Here is a 22,298-nt window from a genome sequence, read left to right as displayed (position 1 = left end):
CCCTTGCATGTTGCTACGCCTTTCCCTTGCGGCGCTGTGGATCAGTGCCGCCCCCTTGCTGTGGGCGCAGAATGCCGCCCTGAATCTGCCCGCCAGTACCGTATCCGCCCGGGCCGCAGCGCCGGTCAGTGCGCCGTCCGCTGTTCAACTGGATCAGCCCATCAATACCGGCTCCCGGCTGGACCTCACTGCCCGCGAGACGCCCGCCTCGGTCAGCGTGGCGGACCGCGCCGTCATCGATGCCCGCGGTGCGGTGGACACCCATGACGTGATCAATGGCATGACCGGCATCAATGCCTCTGCCAATCCCGGCTACGGTGGCTTTCTTTCCTACCGTGGCTTCACCCAGAACCAGATCACCCAGCTGTATAACGGCATCAATCTGGGCTACGGCAGTGCCACGCGCCCGGTGGATGCCTGGCAGATCGAACGCATCGAGCTGCTCGGCGGGCCGTCATCCTTCCTGCACGGGGCCGGCGCGGTCGGCGGCTCGGTCAATTACATCAGCAAACTGGCCAGCCGGGAGCCGCAGGGTTTGGAAGGGCGCCTGCGCTATGGCCGTTTCGACGAGTCGCAGCTGGCGCTGGGATTCAACCAGGCGCTCGGCGAACTGGCTGATAGCCGCCATTTCATGCGTCTGGATGTCAGCCGGGGTGACAGCAACGGCTACGTTGACCGCAACGAGCGCGAGACCGGCAGTATCGCCCTGTCACTGCTCAGTGATGTGACATCCAGACTCAGCCATACGCTGGCACTGGAATACCTGGAAGACCGGGAGGACAGTCCCTACTGGGGCTCGCCCGTTCTCAACACCGGTGGCAGCACCATGAAGATCGACAGGCGCCGACGCTTCGAGAACTACAACGTGGCCGATGGCCGCTATGAACAGCGGGTGCGCTGGCTGCGATCGATCACCGATTACCACTGGAGCCACGCCACCCGTCTGCGCAATACGCTGTACCACTACGACGGCCAGCGCGACTACCGCAATCTGGAACAGTACGCCTATTCCGGGGACAACAGCCAGGTAGAGCGGTCCGCTGCCTACCTGCAGCGCCACGACCAGAATCTGCTGGGCAGCCGGGTGGAATTGAGCCACGACCACCAGCTGTTCGGTCTGCCCAGTCGCTGGGCATTGGGGCTGGACTACTCGCGCATGCGCCAGACGCTGTACCCGCGCTCCGGTGGAGATTTTGATGTGGTCGACCCGCAGGACTTCGACCCGAGACGCTTCAGGGATATTCCCGGCATGGCGCAGGGTTTGCAGAAACAGCGCTTCCACGAAATCGACAGTCGCGCATTGTTCGTGGAGAACCACCTGCAGCTGAGTGACCGGCTGGCACTGCTCAGCGGCCTGCGCTATGACCATCTGCAGATGGAAGTGACTAACCACGGCGCTGTCAGCCCGACCAGTCCGGCGTTCTTCCGGCGCCGCTGGGAGCCGCTCAGCGGCCGTCTCGGTCTGGTCCTTGATCTGACCCCCAACGCCAGTCTGTATGTGCAATACAGTACCTCCGCGGATCTTCCGGCGGGAGCACTGGCCTCGGCGACCTATTCCAATGTGGGGCTGTTCGACCTGTCCAGTGGCGAGCAGTGGGAAGTGGGCAGCAAGTTCGATTTTCTCGATGGGCGCGGCGCGGCAACCGTGGCGCTGTATCAGATCGTGCGGCGGGATTTCGCGGTACGTGACTCAACCAATCCCAACCTGTGGGTGCAGGCCGGGCAGCAGACCTCCCGAGGGATCGAGCTGGCTGGACGTCTGCAGCTTACGCCTGCGCTGCTGGTGGAGGCGAATTATGCCCATGTGGAGGCCGAGTATGACGAGTTCAACGAGGCAGTCGACGGCGTGTCGGTATCGCGCGAGGGCAACACGCCGGTCAACGTGCCGGACAGCGTCGCCAACCTCTGGCTGACCTGGCGCTTGACGCCGGCCCTTGAGCTGGGCGCGGATCTGCGCCACGTGGACTCGGTCTACGCCAATAATGCCAACACTCTGCGGGCACCCTCCTACACCCTGTATGGTGCGTTTGGCCGCTATCGTTTCGATGAGCATCTGGCAGTAACCGCGCGAGTGCGCAATCTGACCGATGAAATATATGCCATGCAGGCCTATGGCGGGCAGTACTACGCAGGCGCGCCGCGCAGCTTCGATGTCAGTCTGGATATGAGGTTCTGAGATGAAACGCTACCTCTATCTGTGGCATCGCTGGCTGGGCATAGGCCTGGGCACGTTCATGGCGCTGTGGTTTTTGTCCGGACTGGTCATGCTGTATGTCGGCTACCCCAAGCTGACGCCCCGCGAACACCTGGCCCGGCTGCCACCGCTGGCGCAGCAGCAGTGTTGCGTGCCGGTGAGTCAGGTGCTGACAGGGGAGGGCGAGGCACCGGACAGCTTGCGCCTGACCACAGTGGCCGGTGAAATGCGATATATCCTGCGCCACGGTTCGCGTATTCAGGTGCTGGATGCCCGCACCGGCGAGCCGCTTGGCCCTGTTGATGAAGCGCAGGCCGTCGCCAGCGCGCGACAGTTCGCCAGCCTGCAGAACCCGCAGTACCAGCGGCTGGTGAACGAGGACGCCTGGACTCATACGCGCTCGCTCGATGCGCATCGACCTCTGCATCGGCTGGCGCTGGATAACGGCACATTGTTGTACATCTCCAGCCAGAGCGGCGAGGTGGTGCGCGATGCCAGCCCCACCGAGCGTATCTGGAACAGGGCGGGTGCCTGGCTGCACTGGGTATACCCGCTGCGTGGCGGTGCGCTTGATGACTGGTGGACGGATATCGTGATCTATCTGTCGTTGGCTGCTACGCTGATGACCCTTCTGGGTCTGGTTCTGGGCGTGTTGCGCTGGCGCTTCACGCGGCCTTATCGCAATGGCTCGCGCAGCCCCTATCGAGGGTTCGCCCGCTGGCATCATGTTGGTGGGCTGCTGTTCGGCCTGCTGGCGCTGGCCTGGATTTTCAGCGGATTGATGTCGATGAATCCCTGGCGGATATTTACCAGCAGCGCGCCCCTGGATACGTCCGGGTACGCCGGCGGTGAGCTGCACGCCGCGCATTTCCCGTTGGCGCCGGATGCGGCGCTGCAGCAGTTGCAGGCGCGGGGCCTGCAGGCGCGGGAGTTGCACTGGCTGCTGATCGGTGGGCGGGGCTATCTGCTGGGCGTGGATGCCGAGGGCAACAGTCTGCTGCTGGCGGCCGATGGCAGTGCGGTGCTTGAGGCGCTCCCCGATGCGGTATTGCTGGATGCGATACAGGAGGTCAGTCCCGGGGTGCAGCTGCATGTGGAGCGGCTGGCCGCTCACGATTTTTATTATTACCCGCGCGCCGAGCACAGCATGCTCGGGCACCTGCCCCGGTCGCTGCCGGTGTTGCGGGTGCGGCTCGATGATCCAGAGCAGACCTGGCTGCATATCGACCCGCGCAGCGGCACTATCGTCAATACTCTCGATCGCAGGCAGCGAGCCTCCCGCTGGTTGTTCGCGCTGTTGCACAGCTGGGACTGGTTGCCGCTGCTGGAGCGCCGGCCGCTCTGGGACGGCTGGATGTGGCTGGGCAGCGTGGGCGGGTTGGTGATCAGTGGCAGCGGGATGGTACTCGGATGGCGGCGGCTGCAAAGGGTGCGCAGCAGGCGGGTGGTGCCGGCGCGCCAGAGGCCATGCTGAAAACCGGTGGATCCCGGTGCAGCATCCTGCGCTGCACCGGGATCCTCACGCTTTACTCGGTAGTCGGGGTCAGCTTGAGCAGCGCGCCGTCCCCGCCACGGGTGCCGTCTTCCAGCAGCCAGATCGCTCCGTCTGGACCCTGCTCCACCTCGCGGATGCGGCGCTGCATGTCGAAGCGGTCGGCTTCCTCGGCGGTTTCGCCGTCGAAGCTCACCCGCACCAGCGACAGGGACGACATGCCGCCGATGAAGCCGCTGCCTTTCCAGTCGGGAAACAGGTCACCATCGTAGATGATGAACCCCGCCGGAGAGATGACCGGGGTCCAGGTAATCACCGGGGCCTTGAATTCCGGCCGGGTGTCATGATCGGGGATGGGGGTGTCGTCGTAGTGGTTGCCGTTGGATACCAGGGGATAGCCGTAGTTCTCGCCCTTGACGATCAGGTTGAGCTCGTCGCCGTCCTTGGGACCCATTTCATGGGCCCACAGGCGCCCCTCGGCGTCGAACGCCATGCCGAGGATGTTGCGATGACCGAGGGTCCAGATCTGGGCTGCCACCTCGCCCTGATCAGTGAAGGGGTTGTCATCCGGAACGCTGCCATCATCCTTCAGGCGAACGATCTTGCCCAGGTTCGAATTCATGTCCTGGGACGGGTCGAAGGCCTGGCGCTCGCTGGAGCTGATCCACAGCATGCCGTCACGGTCGAAGGCCAGGCGATGGCCGAAATGGCCATTGCCTTCCAGCTTCGGCGTCTGACGCCAGATCACCTGCACATCTTCCAGCGCGCCGCCGCCCTGGTCGTCCAGCACCAGTCGGGCCCGGGCCACTGCCGCCCCTGTGCCGCCATCCCCTTCCTCGGCATAGCTCAGATAAATGTACTGGTTGTCGCCGAACTGCGGATGCAGCAGCACATCACCCAGGCCTCCCTGGCCCGCATGTACCACTTCAGGGACACCGCTGATGGTACCGGTGCTGTCATTGGCTACGTCATACAGACGCAGGGTGCCGGCCATCTCGGTTATCAGTGCGCGCCCATCGGGCAGGAAGGTCATCGCCCAGGGCGCATCGAACCGCGCTACCTCGCTCACGCTGAAAGGCAGATCGGCGGTGCCGGGGTCCGCGGTGGGCTGACCGGCTGCGGCCTGTTCGGCAGCCTGCTCTTCGCCTTCTATGTCCGCCTCGGCGGTCTCCGGCGCCGGGCTGGCTGTCTGCGCTGGTTCGGGCTCGGTTGCAACGGCCGGCGTGTCCTGGGCTTGGTCGGGCGAGTCCGACGAGTTATCGCAGGCCGCCAGCAGTCCGAGCATGGCGAGAAAGAGGATCGAATGCCTGAAAGGGATCATGACAGCTCCTGTTGTCGGGTTTCAGGGTAAGGATCAACTCAGTAATAGTAGGCGGGGTGGGGCGTTTCGCAAGCGCAGGGGCTTGGCTGACCCGAGGCATTACTGCGGCGGCGCACTACACTGGTGGAAACGTGGTTGAGCAGAGGGCGGATATGGATTGGCGAGGCAGGCGGCAGAGCCGCAACATAGAGGATCGCCGCGGGCAGCCGCTGCAGGGCAGTGGCGGGGGTGCCGGGCTGCTGTTGCTGTTGCGTCTGCTGCCCTGGTTGCTGCGCAGCAGGGTCGGGCGAGTGGTGCTGGCGGTGGGGGTGATGGCCTTTGTCGGAGCGCGCCTGCTGGGCATCGATCTCCTGCAGCTCACATCCGCCCCGGGTCAGCAGACCGCCAGCTTCTCCGCCGAAGAGCAGCAGCTCGCCGAGTTCGTCTCGGTGGTGCTGGCGGACACGGAACATACCTGGCAGGCGATCTTTGCCGAGCAGGGCATGAGCTACGAAGAGCCGGTGCTGGTATTGTTCAGCCAGCGGGTCGCCTCGGCCTGCGGCACGGCCAGTTCCGCGGTCGGTCCGTTCTATTGCCCTGCGGATCGCAGGGTCTACCTTGATCTGAGTTTCTTCCGTGATCTTGACCGTCAGCTCGGCGCGCCCGGCGACTTTGCCCAGGCCTACGTGGTCGCTCACGAGGTGGGGCACCATATCCAGACCATCCTCGGCATCAGTCATCAGGTGCGCAACGCCGGGCGTGGTAAATCCGCAGCGGTGGTCAATGCACTGTCGGTACGCCAGGAGCTGCAGGCTGACTGCTTCGCCGGGGTGTGGGGGCATGCGGCGGGAAATTACCGGGACATGCTCGAGCCGGGCGATCTGGAAGAAGCGCTGCAGGCCGCTGCCGCCATCGGTGATGATCGGCTGCAGAAACGCAGCGGCGGCGAAGTCGTGCCGGACAGCTTCACCCACGGCACGTCGGCCCAGCGGGTTGAATGGTTCAGACGTGGCTTCGAGAGCGGAGATATGGCGCAGTGCGATACTTTTTCGGCGCAGCTTTGAAGAGTCAGAGGGCGTGCGTGCGCGCAAGAAAAAGCCCCGACTGTTGCCAGTCGGGGCCTGGTATTGGTGGAGCCGGCGGGATTTGAACCCGCGTCCGTCAGTCCGCCACTATCGGTTCTACATGCGTAGTCATCTCTATTTCGTTAACTCCTCACCGCCCGAGTGACAGGGTGTTTGGAGCGAGCTGTATGAGTTTTAGCCGTTACGTCTACAGCGAACTTGGCGGCGATCCTGTTCTATATGACAGCCAGATCTTCGGGTTTACAGGCATCCCCTAGAGGCTGCTAGCCGACTTAAGCGGCTAGGGCGTAGTTGTCGTCGTTGGCAACTATTAGTTTGCAACAGTGGATTTACGAGTTCTGTTACCAACTCGGCATGCCCCTCAAGCTTTGTAACCGTCGTCGAATCCTGATCGGCCCCAAAACCATTGGTACTCGTTGAATCAGAGCCTATTCTAGGGGAAAGGTTCCCCGCTGTACAGGCCGCTCAGCGGTTGGCTTCGCGGACCAGACGCTGCTTCTCGCGATCCCAGTCGCGGTTCTTCTCGGTCTCGCGCTTGTCGTAGTCCTTCTTGCCCTTGACCAGTGCTATCTCGCACTTGACCAGATGCTTCTTCCAGTACAGGGCCAGCGGGACGCAGCTGTACCCCTTCTGCTCTACACCGGCGATGATCTTTTCCAGCTCCCGACGGTGCAGCAGCAGTTTGCGGGTCCGCGTGGGATCCGCGATGACGTGGGTGCTGGCGGCCAGCAGCGGGGTGATATGGGCGCCGAACAGGAAGGCTTCGCCGTCCTTCAGCAGCACGTAACTGTCCACCAGCTGCGCCTTTCCGGCACGCAGGCTTTTCACTTCCCAGCCGGTGAGGGCGAGTCCGGCCTCGAAGCGCTGTTCGATGAAGTATTCGTGTTTGGCCCGTTTGTTCAGCGCAATGGTGCCGCCGGTGGGCTGGGATTTCTTCTGTTTGCTCATGGGGCCGTATTATAGGGAGTGCGTGTATCTTCGGCTATCTCATTGAAGTGATACACGGAAATTTGCGGGACCTGCTTCTGTCCCCTGCGGTCTATTCACTGGTAGGCTATGTTGCTTCAAGATCGAGAAAATCCATGACTGTACAAGTGATGATCCTATGACGCATATCAAGCGTTCCGCTCTGCTGCCGTTCCCGGCCGAGCGACTGTTTGACCTGGTCAACCGGGTTGAGCATTACCCCGAGTTCCTGCCCTGGTGTACCAAGGCGGAAATCCTCAGCGAGACCGAAGACAGCATGCGTGCCCGTCTGACGGTGGGCAAGGCGGGCCTGCATCAGAGTTTCACTACATCCAATGAGCTGGAGCCGGGCCGTCGCATCGACATGCATCTGGAGGATGGCCCCTTCAGCGAGCTGCATGGCGTCTGGGAATTCCAGCCGCTGAACGAGCAGGCCTGCAAGATCACCCTGGATCTGCAGTTCAACTATTCCGGCACCCTGGTGCGCGCGACCCTCGGGCCGCTGTTCAACCATGCGGCCAACACCATGGTGGAAGCGTTTTCCAAACGTGCCCACGAGCTGTATGGCTGAAGCCGGCATCACAGTCGAGGTGGCCTATGCGTTGCCGGAGCGGCAGCGCATCATTCGCCTGACCGTGCCGGAAGGCACCAGCATGCTGGAAGCAGCACGATTGTCGCGTATCACCGATCACTTTCCCGGCCTGGATATCGAGGCCAGTGCCATGGGCATATTCGGCAAGGTGGTATCAGCGCCGGCCGAGCACGCACTGAGGGACGGGGACAGAGTTGAAATCTACCGTCCGCTGGTCGCCGATCCCAGGGAGGTTCGCCGGCAGCGGGCCGCCAGGGCGAAGGGGGCGCCCCGGGCAGGGTGATGGTGCAGTGAACGGCGGAGCGGTGCTCCGCCAGGTCGGTTATTCGCCGGTACCCAGCGGCGCACCCAGATCGACCGGGTAACTGGTGGCAGCGGGTTCGGTTTCATCGGTGCTGCCGCTGCCCATGATCGCTTCATCGCGGCTGGTGCCGGGGATGAAGTCGCCGGCCAGGCCTGCCAACCGATCGTTCTCGAACATCAGGCTGATGCGTTCCTGCTCCCGCGGATTGTGCCCGGCCTGCATGCTGTACAGGTAATCCCAGCGATCAGGTTCGAAGGTATCCTGGATGAGCGGCGTGCCCATGATGAAGCGCACCTGACGGGTGGTCATGCCGGGTCGCAGTTGGTCTACCATTTCCTGGGTGACGACGTTGCCCTGCTGTACATCGATCTTGTACACACCGGGAAAGCCGCAGCCGGAAAGGCTGGCGCCGGCGGCACAAAATACCAGGATACAAAGGGCACGGTTCAGACTATTTGGCATCGCGTGGTAACATCCACTATCGAAAGTTTGCTGAATGGCCCTGAATCATACCCGACTGATCCAGCGCTGCGAAGCATTGTGGAGAGAAACTGAACCATGGTTGAAAATCAGGAACTGCGCAAGGCCGGCCTCAAGGTCACGCTGCCGCGAGTCAAGATTCTGCAGATGCTGGCCAATGATGATGACCGGCACATGAGTGCGGAGGATGTCTACAAGGCGCTGATGGAGGCGGGGGAAGACGTGGGGCTGGCGACCGTCTATCGGGTGCTTACCCAGTTTGAATCCGCCGGTCTGGTGGTGCGCCACAACTTCGATGGCGGTCACGCCGTATTCGAGCTGGCCGATGGCGAGCATCACGATCACATGGTGTGCGTGGATACCGGTGAGGTTATCGAATTCTTCGACCAGGAGATCGAGCGGCGTCAGCAGCAGATAGTCGACGAACACGGCTATGAGCTGGTTGATCACAACCTCGTGCTCTATGTGAAGAAGAAAGACGCCTGATCAAGGCTTCCGGGGGGCGAGGCGTCTGCCTCGCCTTCATCCTGTCTGGCGGCTGCCAGCAAGCTGCTTGCGGGCATGCGCAAGCGACTCTTCGGTAATATCCACCCCGCCCAGCATCCGCGCGACCTCCTGTACTCGCCCCTCCTCATCCAGCCGATCGATACGGGTTCGGGTGGAGTCGCGTTGCTGCTCCTTTCGCACGAACAGATGCTGGTGCCCCTGTGCGGCTACCTGCGGCAGGTGGGTAACGGTGAGCACCTGGCCACGCTCCCCGAGCTGGCGCAGCAGCTTGCCGACTATCTCGGCGGTGGGGCCCCCGATGCCCACATCCACCTCGTCGAACACCAGGGTGGGTACCCTCGATGTCTGTGCCGTGATCACCTGGATACCCAGGCTGATGCGGGACAGCTCACCGCCCGACGCGACCTTGGCCAGCGGTTTGACGGGCTGGCCGGGATTGGCGCTGACCAGAAACTCCACACTTTCGAGCCCCTGCGTGGGGTAATCCGCCGCCTGAAGCGGGCGCAGCTCGACCTGAATCCGGCCTCCCGGCATGCCCAGCTGCTGGATCTCGGCGGTGACGGCGGCGGCCAGACGGGTGGCGGCCTTGTTGCGGGCGCCGGATAGCTGGGCAGCCAGCTGCTCATAGTGGGCGCGGTAGGCGGCCAGCTCGTCGGTCAGCCGTTCCTTGTCGGCATCGCTCTGCTGGATGCCCTCGAGCTCCTCGATGAGGCGCTGCTGGAGGGCAGGCAGCTCGTCGGCATTTATCCGGTGCTTTCGGGCCAGGTCATGAATGACGCCGAGGCGTTCGTCCACCAGTTGCTGACGCTGCGGGTCGGCTTCGAAGTGGTCCAGGTAACGGGTCAGCTCGCCTATCGCTTCTTCCACCTGTATCTGCGCGCCGGCCAGCAGGTCGTGGGCTTCGTCCAGACTGCGGCCATGCTGGCGCAGGCTGGCAAGGCGGCTGAGGCTGGAAGTGAGCGCCTGCAATACGCTGCCACTGTCGCTCTCGCTGCAGATATTGATGACCTGCTGGCAGGAATGCATGATCTGCTCGGCATTGGCGAGCTGGCGCTGTTCGGCTTCCAGCTGCTCCAGTTCGCCTTCCTCCAGGCCCAGATTCTCCAGCTCCTCCAGTTGATAGCTGAGCAGCTGCAGTCGGGCGTTCTGCTCGTCACTGGTCTCGCTGGCCTGCTGCAGGGCCTGTTCGGTGCGGCGGCAGCGTTGCGCCGCGAGCTGCACCTGGCGGGCCAGTTCGCCGGCACCGGCGTATTCGTCGAGCAGGCGACGATGGGTGTCGGTCTTGAGAAGGGACTGGTGCTCATGCTGGCTGTGGATGTCGATGAGCATCCCGCCCAGGGTTCTGAGGTCCTGCTGCGGGCAGGGGCTGCCATTGATATAGCCACGGGAGCGCCCCTCGGCGGTGACCACGCGGCGCAGGATCACCTGCTGGTCTTCGCCTGCCAGATCGCGTTCCTCGAGCCACTGGCGGGCCTCGGCAATGTTGCTGACATCGAAGGTGGCGAGAATGTCGGCCTTGTCGGTACCCGGTCGTACTGCTCCGCTGTCGGCACGGTCACCGAGGGTAAGCGCCAGGGCGTCGAGCATGATCGATTTGCCGGCGCCGGTTTCACCGGTGACCACCGTCATGCCGGGATCGAGCTCGAGCTCCAGGTGATCGACAATTGCGTAATTGTTCACCGCCAGGTGCAGCAGCATGGAGTCATCTCCGCAGGGCTTGTTGTTCTGGTTGTTTATACAGTACTCCGGGTTTGTTGTTCAACCCCCTTGAACATCATCCGGCCAGCCCCATATAGGGGTCATCGGTCCGGCTCGATATCCGGACGGCCAACTTCAGACAGGAGGATACATGGTGGACGAACAGAGACAGGAGCCGCAGGACGAGAACCTCGAAGCGGAGCAGCAGGAAACCGTGGCAGCCGAAGAGGATCTGGTGGCACGTATCACCGAGCTCGAGGAGCAGCTGGCGGCGGCCCAGGACCAGGCCCTGCGGGCCGTGGCGGACGCGCAGAATGCCCGTCGCCGTTCCGAGCAGGAAGTAGCCAAGGCGCACAAGTTTGCGCTGGAGCGCTTTGCCAACGATCTGCTGGCAGTGGTCGACAGCCTGGAGCGCGGTCTCGAGCTGTCCAGTGACGAGGATCCTGCCATCAAGCCGATGCGTGACGGTATGGAACTGACCCTGAAGCTGTTCACCGACACCCTCGCGCGCCATCAGATCGTTGCGGTGGATCCCCATGGCGAGCCGTTCAACCCGGAACTGCATCAGGCGATGACGATGGAAGAGCGCGACAACGTCGAGCCCAACACCGTGATCAAGGTATTCCAGAAGGGCTATACCCTGAACGAGCGGCTGTTGCGCCCGGCCATGGTGGTGGTGAGCAAGGCGGCTGCCGGTGCGACCGGCGGAACGATTGACGAGCAGGCTTGAAATCGCATTTTTCGGCCCCATTCAAGGGACATCAGAGATTGAACAGCGCCGCGGTCAACCAGCGGCGGGCACATTCGGAGAGATAGCACATGGGTAAGATTATCGGTATCGACCTGGGGACCACCAACTCCTGCGTCGCAGTAATGGAGAATGGTACCGCCAGAGTCATCGAAAACGCAGAGGGCGGTCGTACCACTCCGTCCATCGTCGCCTACACCAATGATGGCGAGACCCTGGTAGGCCAGTCGGCCAAGCGCCAGTCGGTCACCAACCCGCAGAACACCCTGTATGCGGTCAAGCGTCTGATCGGTCGCCGCTTTGACGAGGACGTGGTACAGAAGGACATCAAGCTGGTGCCCTACAAGATCGTCAAGGCCGATAACGGCGACGCCTGGGTCGAGGCCAAGGGCGAGAAGATGGCGCCGCCGCAGATTTCCGCGGAAGTCCTGAAGAAGATGAAGAAGACCGCCGAGGATTATCTGGGCGAGTCCGTGACCGAGGCGGTCATCACCGTTCCGGCCTACTTCAACGACAGTCAGCGCCAGGCGACCAAGGACGCCGGCCGTATCGCCGGTCTGGACGTCAAGCGGATCATCAACGAGCCGACCGCAGCGGCGCTGGCCTATGGCATGGACAAGGCCCGGGGCGACTCCACCGTAGTCGTGTATGACCTGGGTGGCGGTACCTTCGACGTGTCGGTGATCGAGATTGCCGAAGTGGATGGCGAGCACCAGTTCGAAGTGCTGGCCACCAACGGGGATACCTTCCTCGGCGGTGAAGACTTCGACATGCGCCTGATCGACTATCTGGCCGACGAGTTCAAGAAGGAAAACGGGGTTGACCTGCACAACGACCCGCTTGCTCTGCAGCGCCTGAAGGAAGCGGCGGAGAAAGCGAAGATCGAGCTGTCCTCCAGCCAGCAGACCGAGGTCAACCTGCCGTACATCACTGCTGACGCTACTGGTCCCAAGCACCTGCAGGTCAAGGTGACCCGCGCCAAGCTGGAATCGCTGGTCGAGGACCTGGTCAAGCGCAGTATCGAGCCCTGCCGCATCGCCATGCAGGACGCCGGTCTGGACGTTTCCGAGATCAACGAAGTGATTCTGGTTGGTGGTCAGACCCGCATGCCGCTGGTACAGCAGACCGTTGCCGAGTTCTTCAGCAAGGAGTCGCGCAAGGACGTCAACCCGGATGAGGCCGTGGCAGTCGGCGCAGCCATCCAGGGTGCGGTACTGGCCGGTGACGTGAAGGACGTACTGCTGCTGGACGTGACCCCGCTGTCGCTGGGTATCGAGACCATGGGCGGCGTGATGACTGCGCTGATCGAGAAGAACACCACCATCCCGACCAAGAAGTCGCAGGTGTTCTCCACCGCCGAGGACAACCAGACCGCCGTGACCATTCACGTGCTGCAGGGTGAGCGCAAGCAGGCGTCGCAGAACAAGTCGCTGGGTCGTTTTGACCTGGCTGACATTCCGCCGGCGCAGCGTGGCGTACCGCAGATCGAGGTCAGCTTTGACATCGACGCCAACGGCATCCTCAACGTGTCCGCGAAAGATAAGGCCACCGGCAAGCAGCAGTCGATCGTGATCAAGGCCAACTCCGGTCTGAGTGACGAGGAAATCGAGCAGATGGTGCGCGATGCCGAGGCCAACGCCGAGGAAGACCGCAAGTTCGAGGAGCTGGTGAACATCCGCAACCAGGGCGACCAGCTGGTTCACGCGACCCGCAAGACGCTGACCGAGGCCGGTGACAAGGCCACCGAGGAGCAGAAGGCGGCGATCGAGAAGGCGCTGAGCGAACTGGAAGAAGCGGTCAAGGGTGACGACAAGGCGGAGATCGAAGCGAAGATCAATGCCCTGTCCGAAGCCTCCGCTCCGGTTGTGCAGAAGATGTACGAGGAGCAGGCCGCCCAGGGTGACGCTCAGGCCAATGCCGGAGAGAGCAAGGCCGATGCCGATGACGTGGTCGACGCCGAGTTCGAAGAGGTCAAGGACAACAACAAGTAGTCCTTGGGTGACTGGGCCTGGCATGATCCGGGCCCGGACACGGTACGGCAGGGCAACGCGGGAGTCATTCCCGCGTTGCCGTTTGTGCCGTAGGACTTTCCAAAGGAACAGAATGTATGGCCAAGCGTGACTATTATGAGGTGCTGGGCGTAGAGCGCGGCGCCAGTGAAGCCGAGCTGAAGAAGGCCTACCGCCGACTGGCGATGAAGTATCACCCGGACCGCAACCCGGATGACAAGGAGGCCGAGGAGAAGTTCAAGGAGGCCAACGAGGCCTACGAGATCCTCACCGACGCCAACAAGCGGGCGGCCTACGACCAGTATGGCCATGCCGGTGTCGACCCGAACATGGGCGCCGGTGCAGGCGGCTTCGGCGGCGGCAACTTCTCGGATATCTTCGGCGACGTATTCGGCGACATCTTCGGTGGCGGCCGCGGCGGCCGCTCCTCGGTTCAGCGCGGCAGCGACCTGCGCTATACCCTGGAGCTGGACCTGGAGGAGGCGGTACGCGGGACCACCGTCACCATCAAGGTGCCGACTCTGGTCGGCTGCAAGACCTGTGATGGCAGCGGTGCGAAGAAGGGCACCAGCCCGACGACCTGTACCACCTGTGGCGGCCATGGCCAGGTACGCATGCAGCAGGGTTTCTTTGCCGTGCAGCAGACCTGCCCGCGTTGTCATGGCACGGGGCAGATGATTACCGATCCCTGTCGCGATTGCCATGGCCAGGGGCGGGTAGAGGAGCACAAGACCCTGTCGGTGAAGGTTCCACCGGGCGTGGACAGCGGCGACCGCATCCGCCTGGCCGGTGAAGGGGAGGCAGGCGTCAATGGTGGCCCCACCGGCGACCTGTACGTGGTGGTGTCGGTACGCGAGCACAAGATCTTCCAGCGTGACGGCAAGAACCTGTACTGCGAGGTGCCGATCAGCTTTGCCGATGCGGCCCTGGGTGGCGAGCTGGAAGTGCCCACGCTGGATGGTCGGGTAAAGCTGAAGATTCCGGAGGGGACCCAGACCGGCAAACTGTTCCGCCTGCGTGGCAAGGGCGTGGTGCCGGTCCGCGGCGGTGCGCCGGGTGATCTGCTGTGCCGGGTGGTGCTGGAGACGCCGGTCAATCTGACCAGGCGCCAGCGCGAACTGCTGGGTGAATTGCGTGATACCCTGCAGGCCGAAGGCAGCAATCAGTCGCCACGGGCCAAGAGCTGGTTCGAAGGCGTGAAAAATTTCTTTGAAGACATGAAGTTCTGACCGGGGCAAGCATGAGAAGAATAGCGGTTATCGGCGCAGCCGGACGCATGGGCAAGACGCTGATCGAAGCCATCCAGCAGGCCGAGGGGGCCAGCCTCACGGCGGCGATCGAGCGACCGGGGAGCTCCCTGATCGGCACCGATGCCGGCGAACTGGCCGGGGTCGGCAAGCTGGGAGTGCAGGTGGTGGGTGATCTGGCGCAGGTGCTCGATGATTTCGACGTGCTGATCGATTTCACCCATCCGACCAGTACCCTGGTCAATCTGGAGCTGTGTCGTGATGCCGGCAAGGCAATGGTGATCGGTACCACCGGGTTCTCCGAGGAGGAGAAGCAGACCATCGCCGCTGCGGCTGAGCGGGTGCCGATCGTGTTCGCGCCGAACTTCAGCGTGGGCGTCAACCTGACCCTCAAGCTGCTGGACATGGCCGCCCGGGTCATGGGTGACGAAGCGGATATCGAGATCATCGAGGCGCACCACCGGCACAAGGTCGATGCGCCATCCGGCACTGCGCTGCGCATGGGTGAAGTGGTGGCCGATGCGCTGGGCCGCAATCTTCAGGAGGTCGCCGTATACGGCCGCGAAGGTCAGACCGGCGCCCGTGATCGCAACACCATCGGCTTTGCCACCGTGCGCGCCGGCGACGTGGTCGGTGACCATACGGTGCTGTTTGCCACCGAAGGCGAGCGGGTCGAGATCACCCACAAGGTATCAAGCCGCATGACCTTCGCCAAGGGCGCGGTGCGTTCGGCGGTATGGCTGGGTGAGCGCCGCAGTGGTCTGTTCGATATGCAGGATGTGTTGTCGCTGCGCGATTGACATCAGCTGTAATCAAAAACCCGGCTGCCGAGAGGCGCCGGGTTTTTATTTGAGCTCTACGCCGGGGGAGGGGGTGCCGGGAAACCACAGGGCGCAGTCTCCCGAGAGTCCCGATCTCCCTGGACGCTCTAGCCCTGTTGCGCCTGAGCCCGCGCCAGCTTGTTGAGCGTTTCGGTATTGCGCAGCAGATAAAACGCCGCAATGGTCGGCACCCAGTCGGTGTGGTGATCCAGCAGACGTGGTTGAATGAACCCGTACTGCTTGTCCAGGTCCTGCAGGGTGGAGGACAGTTCGGGGAGCAGGCCCTTGAGCACCTCGGCTCTGGCCGTCAGGCTGGCGTCCATGCTGCGGAAGATGCCTTCGCTGGTTTCCATGAAATACACGCCGATTGAGCTGAACATGTTGTTCTGATAGAGCAGCAGAATCTGGCTGGTCTCGAGGCTCTGCTGATGCAGGGTCTTGAGCTTCTCGTCGATCTGGCCGGCCGCCTGGCCGTACTGTGCGGCAATCGCCTTGTCCATTTCGGCATGCGCCATCATGATCCGGTTCACGGTTGCCAGGTGATAATGCGCCTCGTCTTCGGTCTGGGTTTCCAGTTCCCGGATCAGACGAACGAACTGGGAGTACGGGCCGCGCAGGTCGCTCGGGTTGTCCAGGCCACGCAACAGTCGATCCATGTTCCCCAGCGCGTCGTTGTAGGCCTCGCGATTGCCCGGCTCGCGGACGCGTTCATAGAGGTTGTTGTCGATCAGCAGGTAGGTGGCGGCGCGGTAACCTTCGCTGCGCAGCTCGTGCAGCGTCTGGGCCAGCTGAGCGCTGGCGTGGGCCTGGGTGGCGAGGCCGAGAAGTGCCAGCGCAAGCATGTACTTTGCGTACTCTAGGTAGGTTTTCATTGTTCGAAGTCCCTGTTCTTTTTGTTGTTCCCGTGCCCGGAGGACTGCAACCAGGAGGTTCCCCATCCTCCGGCTGGCCAGGAAATGTGATCCAGTTGCAGTTTTAACACGTTCGCCGGGATTATGAAACAGATCGGAAAGCTGTCCGGCCGGCGCGCTCAAGTGGATGGTCGGTGTGGATATTTACTGATCAAACCGGTAAAATGTCGGGCTAATCTGTCTATCTCAGCGCGTATCTGACAATGCCTTTGCAGTGGGGTGAAGTGGAAGCCACATCATTCCCGCTTTTGTGCAGCCCGCGTTCGGCAAAAACGTGTCAGTCTTTCGGAGGTTTTCTTGTCCCAGCCCGCCATTCTTGCTCTCGCCGACGGCAGTATTTTCCGGGGTGTAGCTATCGGCGCCGACGGCCACAGCGTCGGCGAGGTCGTCTTCAATACGGCCATGACCGGTTACCAGGAGATCCTTACCGATCCATCCTATGCACGCCAGATAGTGACGCTGACCTATCCTCACATCGGCAATACCGGCACCACGCCGCTGGACGCCGAATCCGACCGCGTATGGGCAGCGGGGATGATCATCCGGGACCTGCCGCTGGTGGCTTCCAACTGGCGCAACCGCCAGCCGCTGGACGAATATCTTCGGGAGAACGGTACCGTTGCCATTGCCGAGGTGGATACGCGCCGGCTGACGCGCATCCTGCGCGAGAAGGGCTCGCAGAATGGCTGCATCATGGCGGGCGCGGACGCCAGCGAAGAGAAGGCGCTGGAACTGGCGCGCGGGTTTGCCGGACTCAAGGGCATGGACCTTGCCAGAGAGGTCAGCGTGAAGCAGCCCTACGAATGGCGCCAGAGCACCTGGGATCTGGCCACCGACAGCTACCCTGAGATCGACCCTGCCGAGCTGCCCCACCATGTCGTGGTGTACGACTACGGCGTCAAGTACAACATCCTGCGCATGCTGGTTGCCCGCGGTTGCCGCCTGACTGTGGTGCCGGCGCAGACCACTGCCGCAGAGGTGCTGGCACTGAATCCCGATGGTGTGCTGCTGGCTAACGGTCCCGGCGATCCGGCCCCCTGTGACTACGCCATTACCGCCATCCGTGAACTGCTGGAGACCGATACTCCGATCCTCGGAATCTGTCTGGGGCATCAACTGCTGGCACTGGCGGCCGGCGCGCAGACCGTGAAGATGCCGAGCGGGCACCACGGCGCGAACCATCCGGTGCAGGATCTGATCACCGGAGAGGTGATGATCACCAGCCAGAATCACGGTTTCGCGGTGGACGAGGCGACCCTGCCGGCCAACGTCCGGGCTACCTACAAATCACTGTTCGACGGCACCCTGCAGGGAATCGAGTTGATCGGCAAGGACGCGTTCAGTTTCCAGGGGCACCCGGAGGCCAGTCCCGGCCCGGGTGACGTGGCCCCGCTGTTCGAGCGTTTCATCGCAGCCATGACCAAGCGCGCCTGAATCACCGGAATATCCAAGGATCAAAAGCACTTATGCCAAAACGTACTGATATCAAGAGTATCCTGATACTCGGCGCCGGCCCCATCGTCATCGGCCAGGCCTGCGAGTTCGACTATTCCGGTGCCCAGGCCTGCAAGGCGCTGCGCGAGGAGGGGTTCCGGGTCATTCTGGTCAACTCCAACCCGGCCACCATCATGACCGACCCGGCCATGGCCGATGCGACCTACATCGAACCGATCAAGTGGCAGACCGTGGCCCGGATCATCGAGAAGGAGCGCCCTGACGCGCTGCTGCCGACCATGGGCGGCCAGACCGCGCTGAACTGCGCGCTGGATCTGGAAAAGCATGGGGTGCTGGAGAAATTCGGCGTCGAGATGATCGGTGCCAATGCCGATACCATCGACAAGGCCGAAGACCGCTCGCGCTTCGACAAGGCGATGCGCGCCATCGGGCTGGAATGCCCGCGCTCCGGCATCGCCCACAGCATGGAAGAAGCCTACGGCGTGCTGGATCAGGTGGGCTTTCCCTGCATCATCCGTCCGTCCTTCACCATGGGTGGCACCGGTGGTGGCATCGCCTACAACCGCGAGGAGTTCGAGGAAATCTGCACCCGTGGTCTCGATCTGTCGCCGACCCGGGAGCTGCTGATCGACGAATCGCTGATCGGCTGGAAGGAATACGAGATGGAGGTGGTCCGCGACAGGAAGGACAACTGCATCATCGTCTGTTCCATCGAGAACTTCGACCCCATGGGCGTGCACACCGGTGACTCCATCACCGTGGCACCGGCCCAGACCCTGACCGACAAGGAATACCAGATCATGCGCAACGCCTCGCTGGCGGTGCTGCGTGAAATCGGTGTGGAAACCGGTGGATCCAACGTCCAGTTCGGTATCAACCCGGTGGACGGCCGCATGGTGGTCATCGAGATGAACCCGCGGGTGTCGCGCTCCTCGGCGCTGGCCTCCAAGGCCACCGGCTTCCCGATCGCCAAGATCGCCGCCAAGCTGGCCGTCGGTTACACCCTGGACGAGCTGAGCAACGACATTACCGGTGGTCGTACTCCGGCCTCCTTCGAGCCGTCGATCGATTACGTGGTGACCAAGATCCCGCGTTTCGCCTTCGAGAAATTCCCGAATGCCGACGCCCGCCTGACCACCCAGATGAAGTCGGTGGGCGAGGTCATGGCCATCGGTCGTACTTTCCAGGAATCCCTGCAGAAGGCCCTGCGCGGTCTGGAAGTCGGCTCCTGTGGCTTCGACCCGCAGCTGGATCTGAGTGCTACCGACGCAGCCACCGAGCTGACCCGCGAACTGACCGTGCCCGGTGCCGAGCGCATCTGGTACATCGGCGACGCCTTCCGCGCCGGCATGAGCGTCGAGCGCATCTTCGAGCTGACCAAGATCGATCCCTGGTTCCTGGTACAGATCGAGGATCTGATCAAGGACGAGCAGCGGGTCAGTGAGATGGGGCTGGCCGATATCGACCGTGATCTGATGTATCGCCTCAAGCGCAAGGGCTTTTCCGATACCCGCCTGGCCCAGCTGCTGGGGGTAAGCGAGAAGAACCTGCGCTCCCAGCGCCAGAAACTGGGCGTGTTGCCGGTATACAAGCGGGTGGACACCTGTGCCGCCGAATTCGCCACCGATACCGCCTACATGTACTCCACCTACGAGGAAGAGTGCGAGGCCAATCCATCCGATCGCGACAAGATCATGGTGCTGGGTGGCGGGCCGAACCGCATCGGTCAGGGCATCGAGTTCGACTACTGCTGCGTGCACGCCGCGCTGGCCATGCGCGAAGACGGTTACGAGACCATCATGGTCAACTGCAACCCGGAAACCGTCTCCACCGACTATGACACCTCCGATCGCCTGTACTTCGAGCCGGTCACCCTGGAAGACGTGCTGGAGATCGTCCGCGTCGAGCAGCCCAAGGGCGTGATCGTCCAGTACGGCGGGCAGACCCCGCTGAAACTGGCCCGTGCCCTGGAAGAAGCCGGCGTGCCGATCATCGGCACCAGCCCCGAGGCGATCGACCGTGCCGAGGACCGCGAGCGTTTCCAGCAGATGGTCGAGCGCCTGAAACTGCGTCAGCCGTCCAACGCCACCGTGCGCAGCGAAGACGAGGCGATCATCGCCGCCAACAGGATCGGTTACCCGCTGGTGGTGCGTCCCTCCTATGTGCTGGGCGGCCGCGCCATGGAGATCGTCTATCAGGAAGACGAGCTCAAGCGCTACCTGCGTGATGCGGTGAAGGTCTCCAACGACAGTCCGGTGCTGCTGGATCATTACCTCAACTGCGCTATCGAAGTCGACGTGGATGCCGTGTCCGACGGTACCGATGTGGTCATCGGCGCGATCATGCAGCATATCGAGCAGGCAGGCGTGCACTCCGGTGACTCGGCCTGTTCGCTGCCGCCGTACTCGCTGTCCGCCGAGGTTCAGGATCAGATGCGCGATCAGGTCAAGCGCATGGCGCTGGAACTGGGTGTGGTCGGTCTGATGAACGTGCAGCTGGCACTGCAGGACGGCGTTATCTACGTCATCGAGGTGAACCCCCGTGCTTCGCGTACCGTGCCCTTCGTATCCAAGTGCATCGGCACATCGCTGGCGCAGATCGCCGCACGGGTCATGGCCGGCAAGACGCTGAAGGAGCTGGGCTTCACCGAGGAAATCGTGCCGAACTTCTACAGCGTCAAGGAAGCGGTGTTCCCCTTCGCCAAGTTCCCCGGCGTTGACCCGATCCTCGGGCCGGAAATGAAGTCCACCGGCGAGGTGATGGGTGTGGGTGACAGCTTCGCCGAGGCCTTCGCCAAGTCCCAGCTGGGTGCCAGCGAAGTGTTGCCGACCTCCGGCACCGTGTTCATCAGCGTGCGCGAAGATGACAAGCCCTTCGTTGCCGACATGGCCCGCGAACTGGTTGACCTGGGCTTCGATATCGTCGCTACCGCCGGCACCGCCAGGGTTATCGAGGCGGCCGGCCTGCCGGTACGTCGGGTGAACAAGGTCACCGAAGGGCGTCCGCACATCGTCGACATGATCAAGAACGAGGAAGTCAGCCTGGTGATCAACACCACCGAAGGTCGCCAGTCGATTGCCGACTCCTATTCCATTCGCCGCAACGCCCTGCAGCACAAGGTGTATTCCACCACCACCCTGGCAGGCGGGCAGGCTGTATGCATGGCGCTGAAATTCGGACCCGAGCGGGCAGTACGTCGCCTGCAGGATCTACACGAGAGATTATGAACATGAAGTACCCCATGACCAAAGCGGGCGCTCAGGCCCTGGAAGACGAGCTCAGGCATCTGAAAACCGTCATGCGCCCGCAGATCACCGAAGCCATCGCCGAGGCACGCGAGCTGGGTGACCTGAAGGAAAACGCCGAATACCATGCCGCCCGCGAACAGCAGGGCATGGTTGAGGCGCGCATCAGTGACATCGAGGGGCGCCTGGCGGCGGCCCAGGTGATAGACGTGACGACCATTCCCTACAGCGGCAAGGTCATCTTCGGCACCACGGTCACCATCGCCAACGTGGACAGCGACGAAGAGGTGAAGTATCAGATCGTCGGTGAGGATGAGGCCGAGATCAAGGAGGGCAAGATTTCCGTGACCTCGCCCATTGCCCGCGCGCTGATCGGCAAGGAAGAGGGCGAGATCGTTGCCGTACGCACACCCGGCGGGGTGGTGGAGTACGAAATCATCGAGGTGCAGCACCTGTGAATCCAGCAGGCGCTCTGCCCGCTGTACGCAGCGGACGAGTAGCCTGGCAGCTCGCCCAGACCCTCTGGGTCGGCGGGGCCTGGATGCTGCATTTCGTGCTGTTGCCGGCGCTGGAGCGCTTTGGCCTGGCGCCGATACTGATCGACGAGATCGGCGCCTTCATGCGCCCGGTCGTCGTCGGCTTTGCCGCAGTCTGTGTCGCCCTGCAGTGTCTGCTGGCCTGGCTGGTTCTGCGGCGGCCGATCTGGCACGACCTGCGGGGTCAGATGCTGCTGCTGGTGCTGGTTGCCGCGGCAGCGTTCTATCTGGTGGGCTCGCTGACCAATGGTCCGTACTGGCAACTGTTCAGCTATCTGGTACTGGCCTTTGCCGGTCTCGTGCTCATACTTCAGCCGCGACCGGACGAGGAGACAGTGCGTCCGGCTCAGAAGTCCTTGTAACGCACCAGGTTGGAGAGGTTGGCGTTGGGGGTCTTGTTGCGGCGCAGCAGGATCGCCATCTTGCCGATCACCTGCACCAGTTCGGCCTTGCTGGCTGCACAGATTTCCGTGATCAGCTCCTGCTTGGCCTCGCGATCACCCGCTGAGACTCGGATCTTGATCAGCTCGTGATCGTCGAGGGCGCGGTTCAACTCGGCGAGCACGCCTTCGGTGATGCCGTTCTCGCTGACCATGACCACAGGCTTGAGATGGTGGCCGATGCGTTTGAAGGCCTTCTTCTGTTCAGAGCTGAGCGCCATAATGTTCGGGTGATTCCTGTTTCGTGAGTGTTCTTGGCTGAAGAGCG

The 22,298-nt window shown here is 62.6% G+C and carries 19 protein-coding genes, 1 other RNA gene and 1 pseudogene; 14 read left to right on the top strand and 7 right to left on the bottom strand.

Annotation, left to right across the window (positions count from 1 at the left end):
- The first annotated feature begins 7 nt into the window (after positions 1 to 7).
- Together IEW63_RS13760 and IEW63_RS13755 are read left to right on the top strand one after the other, a co-directional pair.
- The gene (locus IEW63_RS13760) at positions 8 to 2,176 is read left to right on the top strand and encodes a TonB-dependent receptor (RefSeq protein WP_188637207.1); all 2,169 of its coding nucleotides are present in this window, start codon (positions 8 to 10) and stop codon (positions 2,174 to 2,176) included.
- A 1-nt stretch (position 2,177) separates the two neighbouring features.
- Positions 2,178 to 3,668, top strand: a complete 1,491-nt coding sequence (locus IEW63_RS13755; protein ID WP_188637206.1) for a PepSY domain-containing protein — start codon at positions 2,178 to 2,180, stop codon at positions 3,666 to 3,668.
- Between the two features lie 52 nt (positions 3,669 to 3,720).
- Here IEW63_RS13755 and IEW63_RS13750 read toward each other — a convergent pair whose 3' ends face one another.
- Complete coding sequence (locus tag IEW63_RS13750) at positions 3,721 to 5,007, bottom strand: PQQ-dependent sugar dehydrogenase (protein WP_229710529.1); 1,287 nt, start codon at positions 5,005 to 5,007, stop codon at positions 3,721 to 3,723.
- A 152-nt stretch (positions 5,008 to 5,159) separates the two neighbouring features.
- Here IEW63_RS13750 and ypfJ point away from each other — a divergent pair, with 152 nt between their 5' ends.
- Positions 5,160 to 6,050 (top strand): KPN_02809 family neutral zinc metallopeptidase, encoded by an 891-nt coding sequence (ypfJ, locus tag IEW63_RS13745; protein WP_188637205.1) that lies wholly within the window; start codon positions 5,160 to 5,162, stop codon positions 6,048 to 6,050.
- Between the two features lie 64 nt (positions 6,051 to 6,114).
- Here the strand turns inward: ypfJ and ssrA are convergent.
- Both ssrA and smpB read right to left on the bottom strand, forming a co-directional pair.
- Positions 6,115 to 6,470: a transfer-messenger RNA gene (gene ssrA, locus IEW63_RS13740) on the bottom strand.
- Positions 6,471 to 6,536: 66 nt separating this feature from the next.
- Positions 6,537 to 7,019, bottom strand: a complete 483-nt coding sequence (smpB, locus tag IEW63_RS13735) for an SsrA-binding protein SmpB (protein WP_188637204.1) — start codon at positions 7,017 to 7,019, stop codon at positions 6,537 to 6,539.
- A 157-nt stretch (positions 7,020 to 7,176) separates the two neighbouring features.
- On the opposite strand from smpB, the gene IEW63_RS13730 reads away from it, so the two are divergent.
- Entirely contained in the window at positions 7,177 to 7,608 is a 432-nt protein-coding gene (locus IEW63_RS13730) for a type II toxin-antitoxin system RatA family toxin (RefSeq protein ID WP_188637203.1), read from the top strand.
- Positions 7,601 to 7,912 carry an RnfH family protein gene (locus IEW63_RS13725; RefSeq protein WP_188637202.1) on the top strand — a complete coding sequence of 104 codons (312 nt, stop codon included), beginning with the start codon at positions 7,601 to 7,603 and terminating at the stop codon, positions 7,910 to 7,912. The genes IEW63_RS13730 and IEW63_RS13725 overlap by 8 nt, the downstream gene beginning before the upstream one ends.
- A gap of 90 nt (positions 7,913 to 8,002) precedes the next feature.
- Here IEW63_RS13725 and IEW63_RS13720 read toward each other — a convergent pair.
- A pseudogene (locus IEW63_RS13720) lies at positions 8,003 to 8,395 on the bottom strand (outer membrane protein assembly factor BamE); the annotation flags it as partial.
- A gap of 96 nt (positions 8,396 to 8,491) precedes the next feature.
- Between IEW63_RS13720 and fur the strand changes: the two are divergent.
- Positions 8,492 to 8,899: a ferric iron uptake transcriptional regulator gene (gene fur / locus IEW63_RS13715; RefSeq protein WP_188637200.1), complete on the top strand. Its 408-nt coding sequence runs from the start codon at positions 8,492 to 8,494 to the stop codon at positions 8,897 to 8,899.
- A gap of 36 nt (positions 8,900 to 8,935) precedes the next feature.
- On the opposite strand, the gene recN is transcribed toward fur, so the two are convergent.
- Positions 8,936 to 10,618, bottom strand: coding sequence for a DNA repair protein RecN (recN, locus tag IEW63_RS13710; RefSeq protein WP_188637199.1), 1,683 nt, complete (start codon positions 10,616 to 10,618; stop codon positions 8,936 to 8,938).
- Positions 10,619 to 10,769: 151 nt separating this feature from the next.
- Between recN and grpE the strand changes: the two genes are divergently transcribed.
- The 4 genes from grpE to dapB all read left to right on the top strand — a co-directional run bounded on the left by grpE (position 10,770) and on the right by dapB (position 15,422).
- The gene (gene grpE, locus IEW63_RS13705; RefSeq protein WP_188637198.1) at positions 10,770 to 11,348 is read left to right on the top strand and encodes a nucleotide exchange factor GrpE; all 579 of its coding nucleotides are present in this window, start codon (positions 10,770 to 10,772) and stop codon (positions 11,346 to 11,348) included.
- A gap of 89 nt (positions 11,349 to 11,437) precedes the next feature.
- A complete protein-coding gene (gene dnaK / locus IEW63_RS13700) occupies positions 11,438 to 13,357 on the top strand; it encodes a molecular chaperone DnaK (RefSeq protein ID WP_188637197.1) in 1,920 nt (639 codons plus the stop codon).
- Between the two features lie 116 nt (positions 13,358 to 13,473).
- Positions 13,474 to 14,604, top strand: coding sequence for a molecular chaperone DnaJ (gene dnaJ / locus IEW63_RS13695; protein WP_188637196.1), 1,131 nt, complete (start codon positions 13,474 to 13,476; stop codon positions 14,602 to 14,604).
- An 11-nt stretch (positions 14,605 to 14,615) separates the two neighbouring features.
- Entirely contained in the window at positions 14,616 to 15,422 is an 807-nt protein-coding gene (gene dapB, locus IEW63_RS13690) for a 4-hydroxy-tetrahydrodipicolinate reductase (protein ID WP_188637195.1), read from the top strand.
- 128 nt (positions 15,423 to 15,550) lie between these two features.
- Here dapB and IEW63_RS13685 read toward each other — a convergent pair whose 3' ends face one another.
- A complete protein-coding gene (locus IEW63_RS13685; protein WP_188637194.1) occupies positions 15,551 to 16,315 on the bottom strand; it encodes a hypothetical protein in 765 nt (254 codons plus the stop codon).
- A gap of 336 nt (positions 16,316 to 16,651) precedes the next feature.
- On the opposite strand from IEW63_RS13685, the gene carA reads away from it, so the two are divergent.
- From carA to IEW63_RS13665, 4 genes are read left to right on the top strand one after another with little or no spacing between them, the layout of a single operon-like run.
- Positions 16,652 to 17,788 carry a glutamine-hydrolyzing carbamoyl-phosphate synthase small subunit gene (carA, locus tag IEW63_RS13680; RefSeq protein WP_188637193.1) on the top strand — a complete coding sequence of 379 codons (1,137 nt, stop codon included), beginning with the start codon at positions 16,652 to 16,654 and terminating at the stop codon, positions 17,786 to 17,788.
- Positions 17,789 to 17,820: 32 nt separating this feature from the next.
- The gene (gene carB / locus IEW63_RS13675; protein WP_188637192.1) at positions 17,821 to 21,036 is read left to right on the top strand and encodes a carbamoyl-phosphate synthase large subunit; all 3,216 of its coding nucleotides are present in this window, start codon (positions 17,821 to 17,823) and stop codon (positions 21,034 to 21,036) included.
- A 2-nt stretch (positions 21,037 to 21,038) separates the two neighbouring features.
- Positions 21,039 to 21,512 carry a transcription elongation factor GreA gene (greA, locus tag IEW63_RS13670; RefSeq protein WP_188637229.1) on the top strand — a complete coding sequence of 158 codons (474 nt, stop codon included), beginning with the start codon at positions 21,039 to 21,041 and terminating at the stop codon, positions 21,510 to 21,512.
- Positions 21,509 to 21,952, top strand: a complete 444-nt coding sequence (locus IEW63_RS13665; RefSeq protein ID WP_188637191.1) for a DUF4149 domain-containing protein — start codon at positions 21,509 to 21,511, stop codon at positions 21,950 to 21,952. Before greA ends, IEW63_RS13665 begins: the two co-directional genes overlap by 4 nt.
- Here IEW63_RS13665 and yhbY read toward each other — a convergent pair.
- Complete coding sequence (gene yhbY / locus IEW63_RS13660) at positions 21,937 to 22,251, bottom strand: ribosome assembly RNA-binding protein YhbY (protein WP_188637190.1); 315 nt, start codon at positions 22,249 to 22,251, stop codon at positions 21,937 to 21,939. The genes IEW63_RS13665 and yhbY overlap by 16 nt on opposite strands.
- Between the last annotated feature and the right edge of the window lie 47 nt (positions 22,252 to 22,298).

Origin of the sequence: Halopseudomonas pertucinogena (genome assembly GCF_014646575.1) — a bacterium.
Classification (GTDB): Bacteria; Pseudomonadota; Gammaproteobacteria; order Pseudomonadales; family Pseudomonadaceae; genus Halopseudomonas; species Halopseudomonas pertucinogena.
Note: the sequence above shows the minus strand (reverse complement) of the source record. Positions and strands in the feature narration are given on the sequence as shown.

Coding starts and splice junctions, on each gene's coding strand:
- smpB (WP_188637204.1), bottom strand. CDS start 7,019: ATGAGCAAACAGAAGAAATCCCAGCCCACCGGCGGCACCATTGCGCTG.
- carB (WP_188637192.1), top strand. CDS start 17,821: ATGCCAAAACGTACTGATATCAAGAGTATCCTGATACTCGGCGCCGGC.
- IEW63_RS13760 (WP_188637207.1), top strand. CDS start 8: ATGTTGCTACGCCTTTCCCTTGCGGCGCTGTGGATCAGTGCCGCCCCC.
- dnaJ (WP_188637196.1), top strand. CDS start 13,474: ATGGCCAAGCGTGACTATTATGAGGTGCTGGGCGTAGAGCGCGGCGCC.
- IEW63_RS13685 (WP_188637194.1), bottom strand. CDS start 16,315: ATGAAAACCTACCTAGAGTACGCAAAGTACATGCTTGCGCTGGCACTT.
- grpE (WP_188637198.1), top strand. CDS start 10,770: ATGGTGGACGAACAGAGACAGGAGCCGCAGGACGAGAACCTCGAAGCG.
- ypfJ (WP_188637205.1), top strand. CDS start 5,160: ATGGATTGGCGAGGCAGGCGGCAGAGCCGCAACATAGAGGATCGCCGC.
- IEW63_RS13755 (WP_188637206.1), top strand. CDS start 2,178: ATGAAACGCTACCTCTATCTGTGGCATCGCTGGCTGGGCATAGGCCTG.
- IEW63_RS13730 (WP_188637203.1), top strand. CDS start 7,177: ATGACGCATATCAAGCGTTCCGCTCTGCTGCCGTTCCCGGCCGAGCGA.
- dnaK (WP_188637197.1), top strand. CDS start 11,438: ATGGGTAAGATTATCGGTATCGACCTGGGGACCACCAACTCCTGCGTC.
- IEW63_RS13750 (WP_229710529.1), bottom strand. CDS start 5,007: ATGATCCCTTTCAGGCATTCGATCCTCTTTCTCGCCATGCTCGGACTG.
- dapB (WP_188637195.1), top strand. CDS start 14,616: ATGAGAAGAATAGCGGTTATCGGCGCAGCCGGACGCATGGGCAAGACG.
- recN (WP_188637199.1), bottom strand. CDS start 10,618: ATGCTGCTGCACCTGGCGGTGAACAATTACGCAATTGTCGATCACCTG.
- fur (WP_188637200.1), top strand. CDS start 8,492: ATGGTTGAAAATCAGGAACTGCGCAAGGCCGGCCTCAAGGTCACGCTG.
- greA (WP_188637229.1), top strand. CDS start 21,039: ATGAAGTACCCCATGACCAAAGCGGGCGCTCAGGCCCTGGAAGACGAG.
- IEW63_RS13725 (WP_188637202.1), top strand. CDS start 7,601: ATGGCTGAAGCCGGCATCACAGTCGAGGTGGCCTATGCGTTGCCGGAG.
- yhbY (WP_188637190.1), bottom strand. CDS start 22,251: ATGGCGCTCAGCTCTGAACAGAAGAAGGCCTTCAAACGCATCGGCCAC.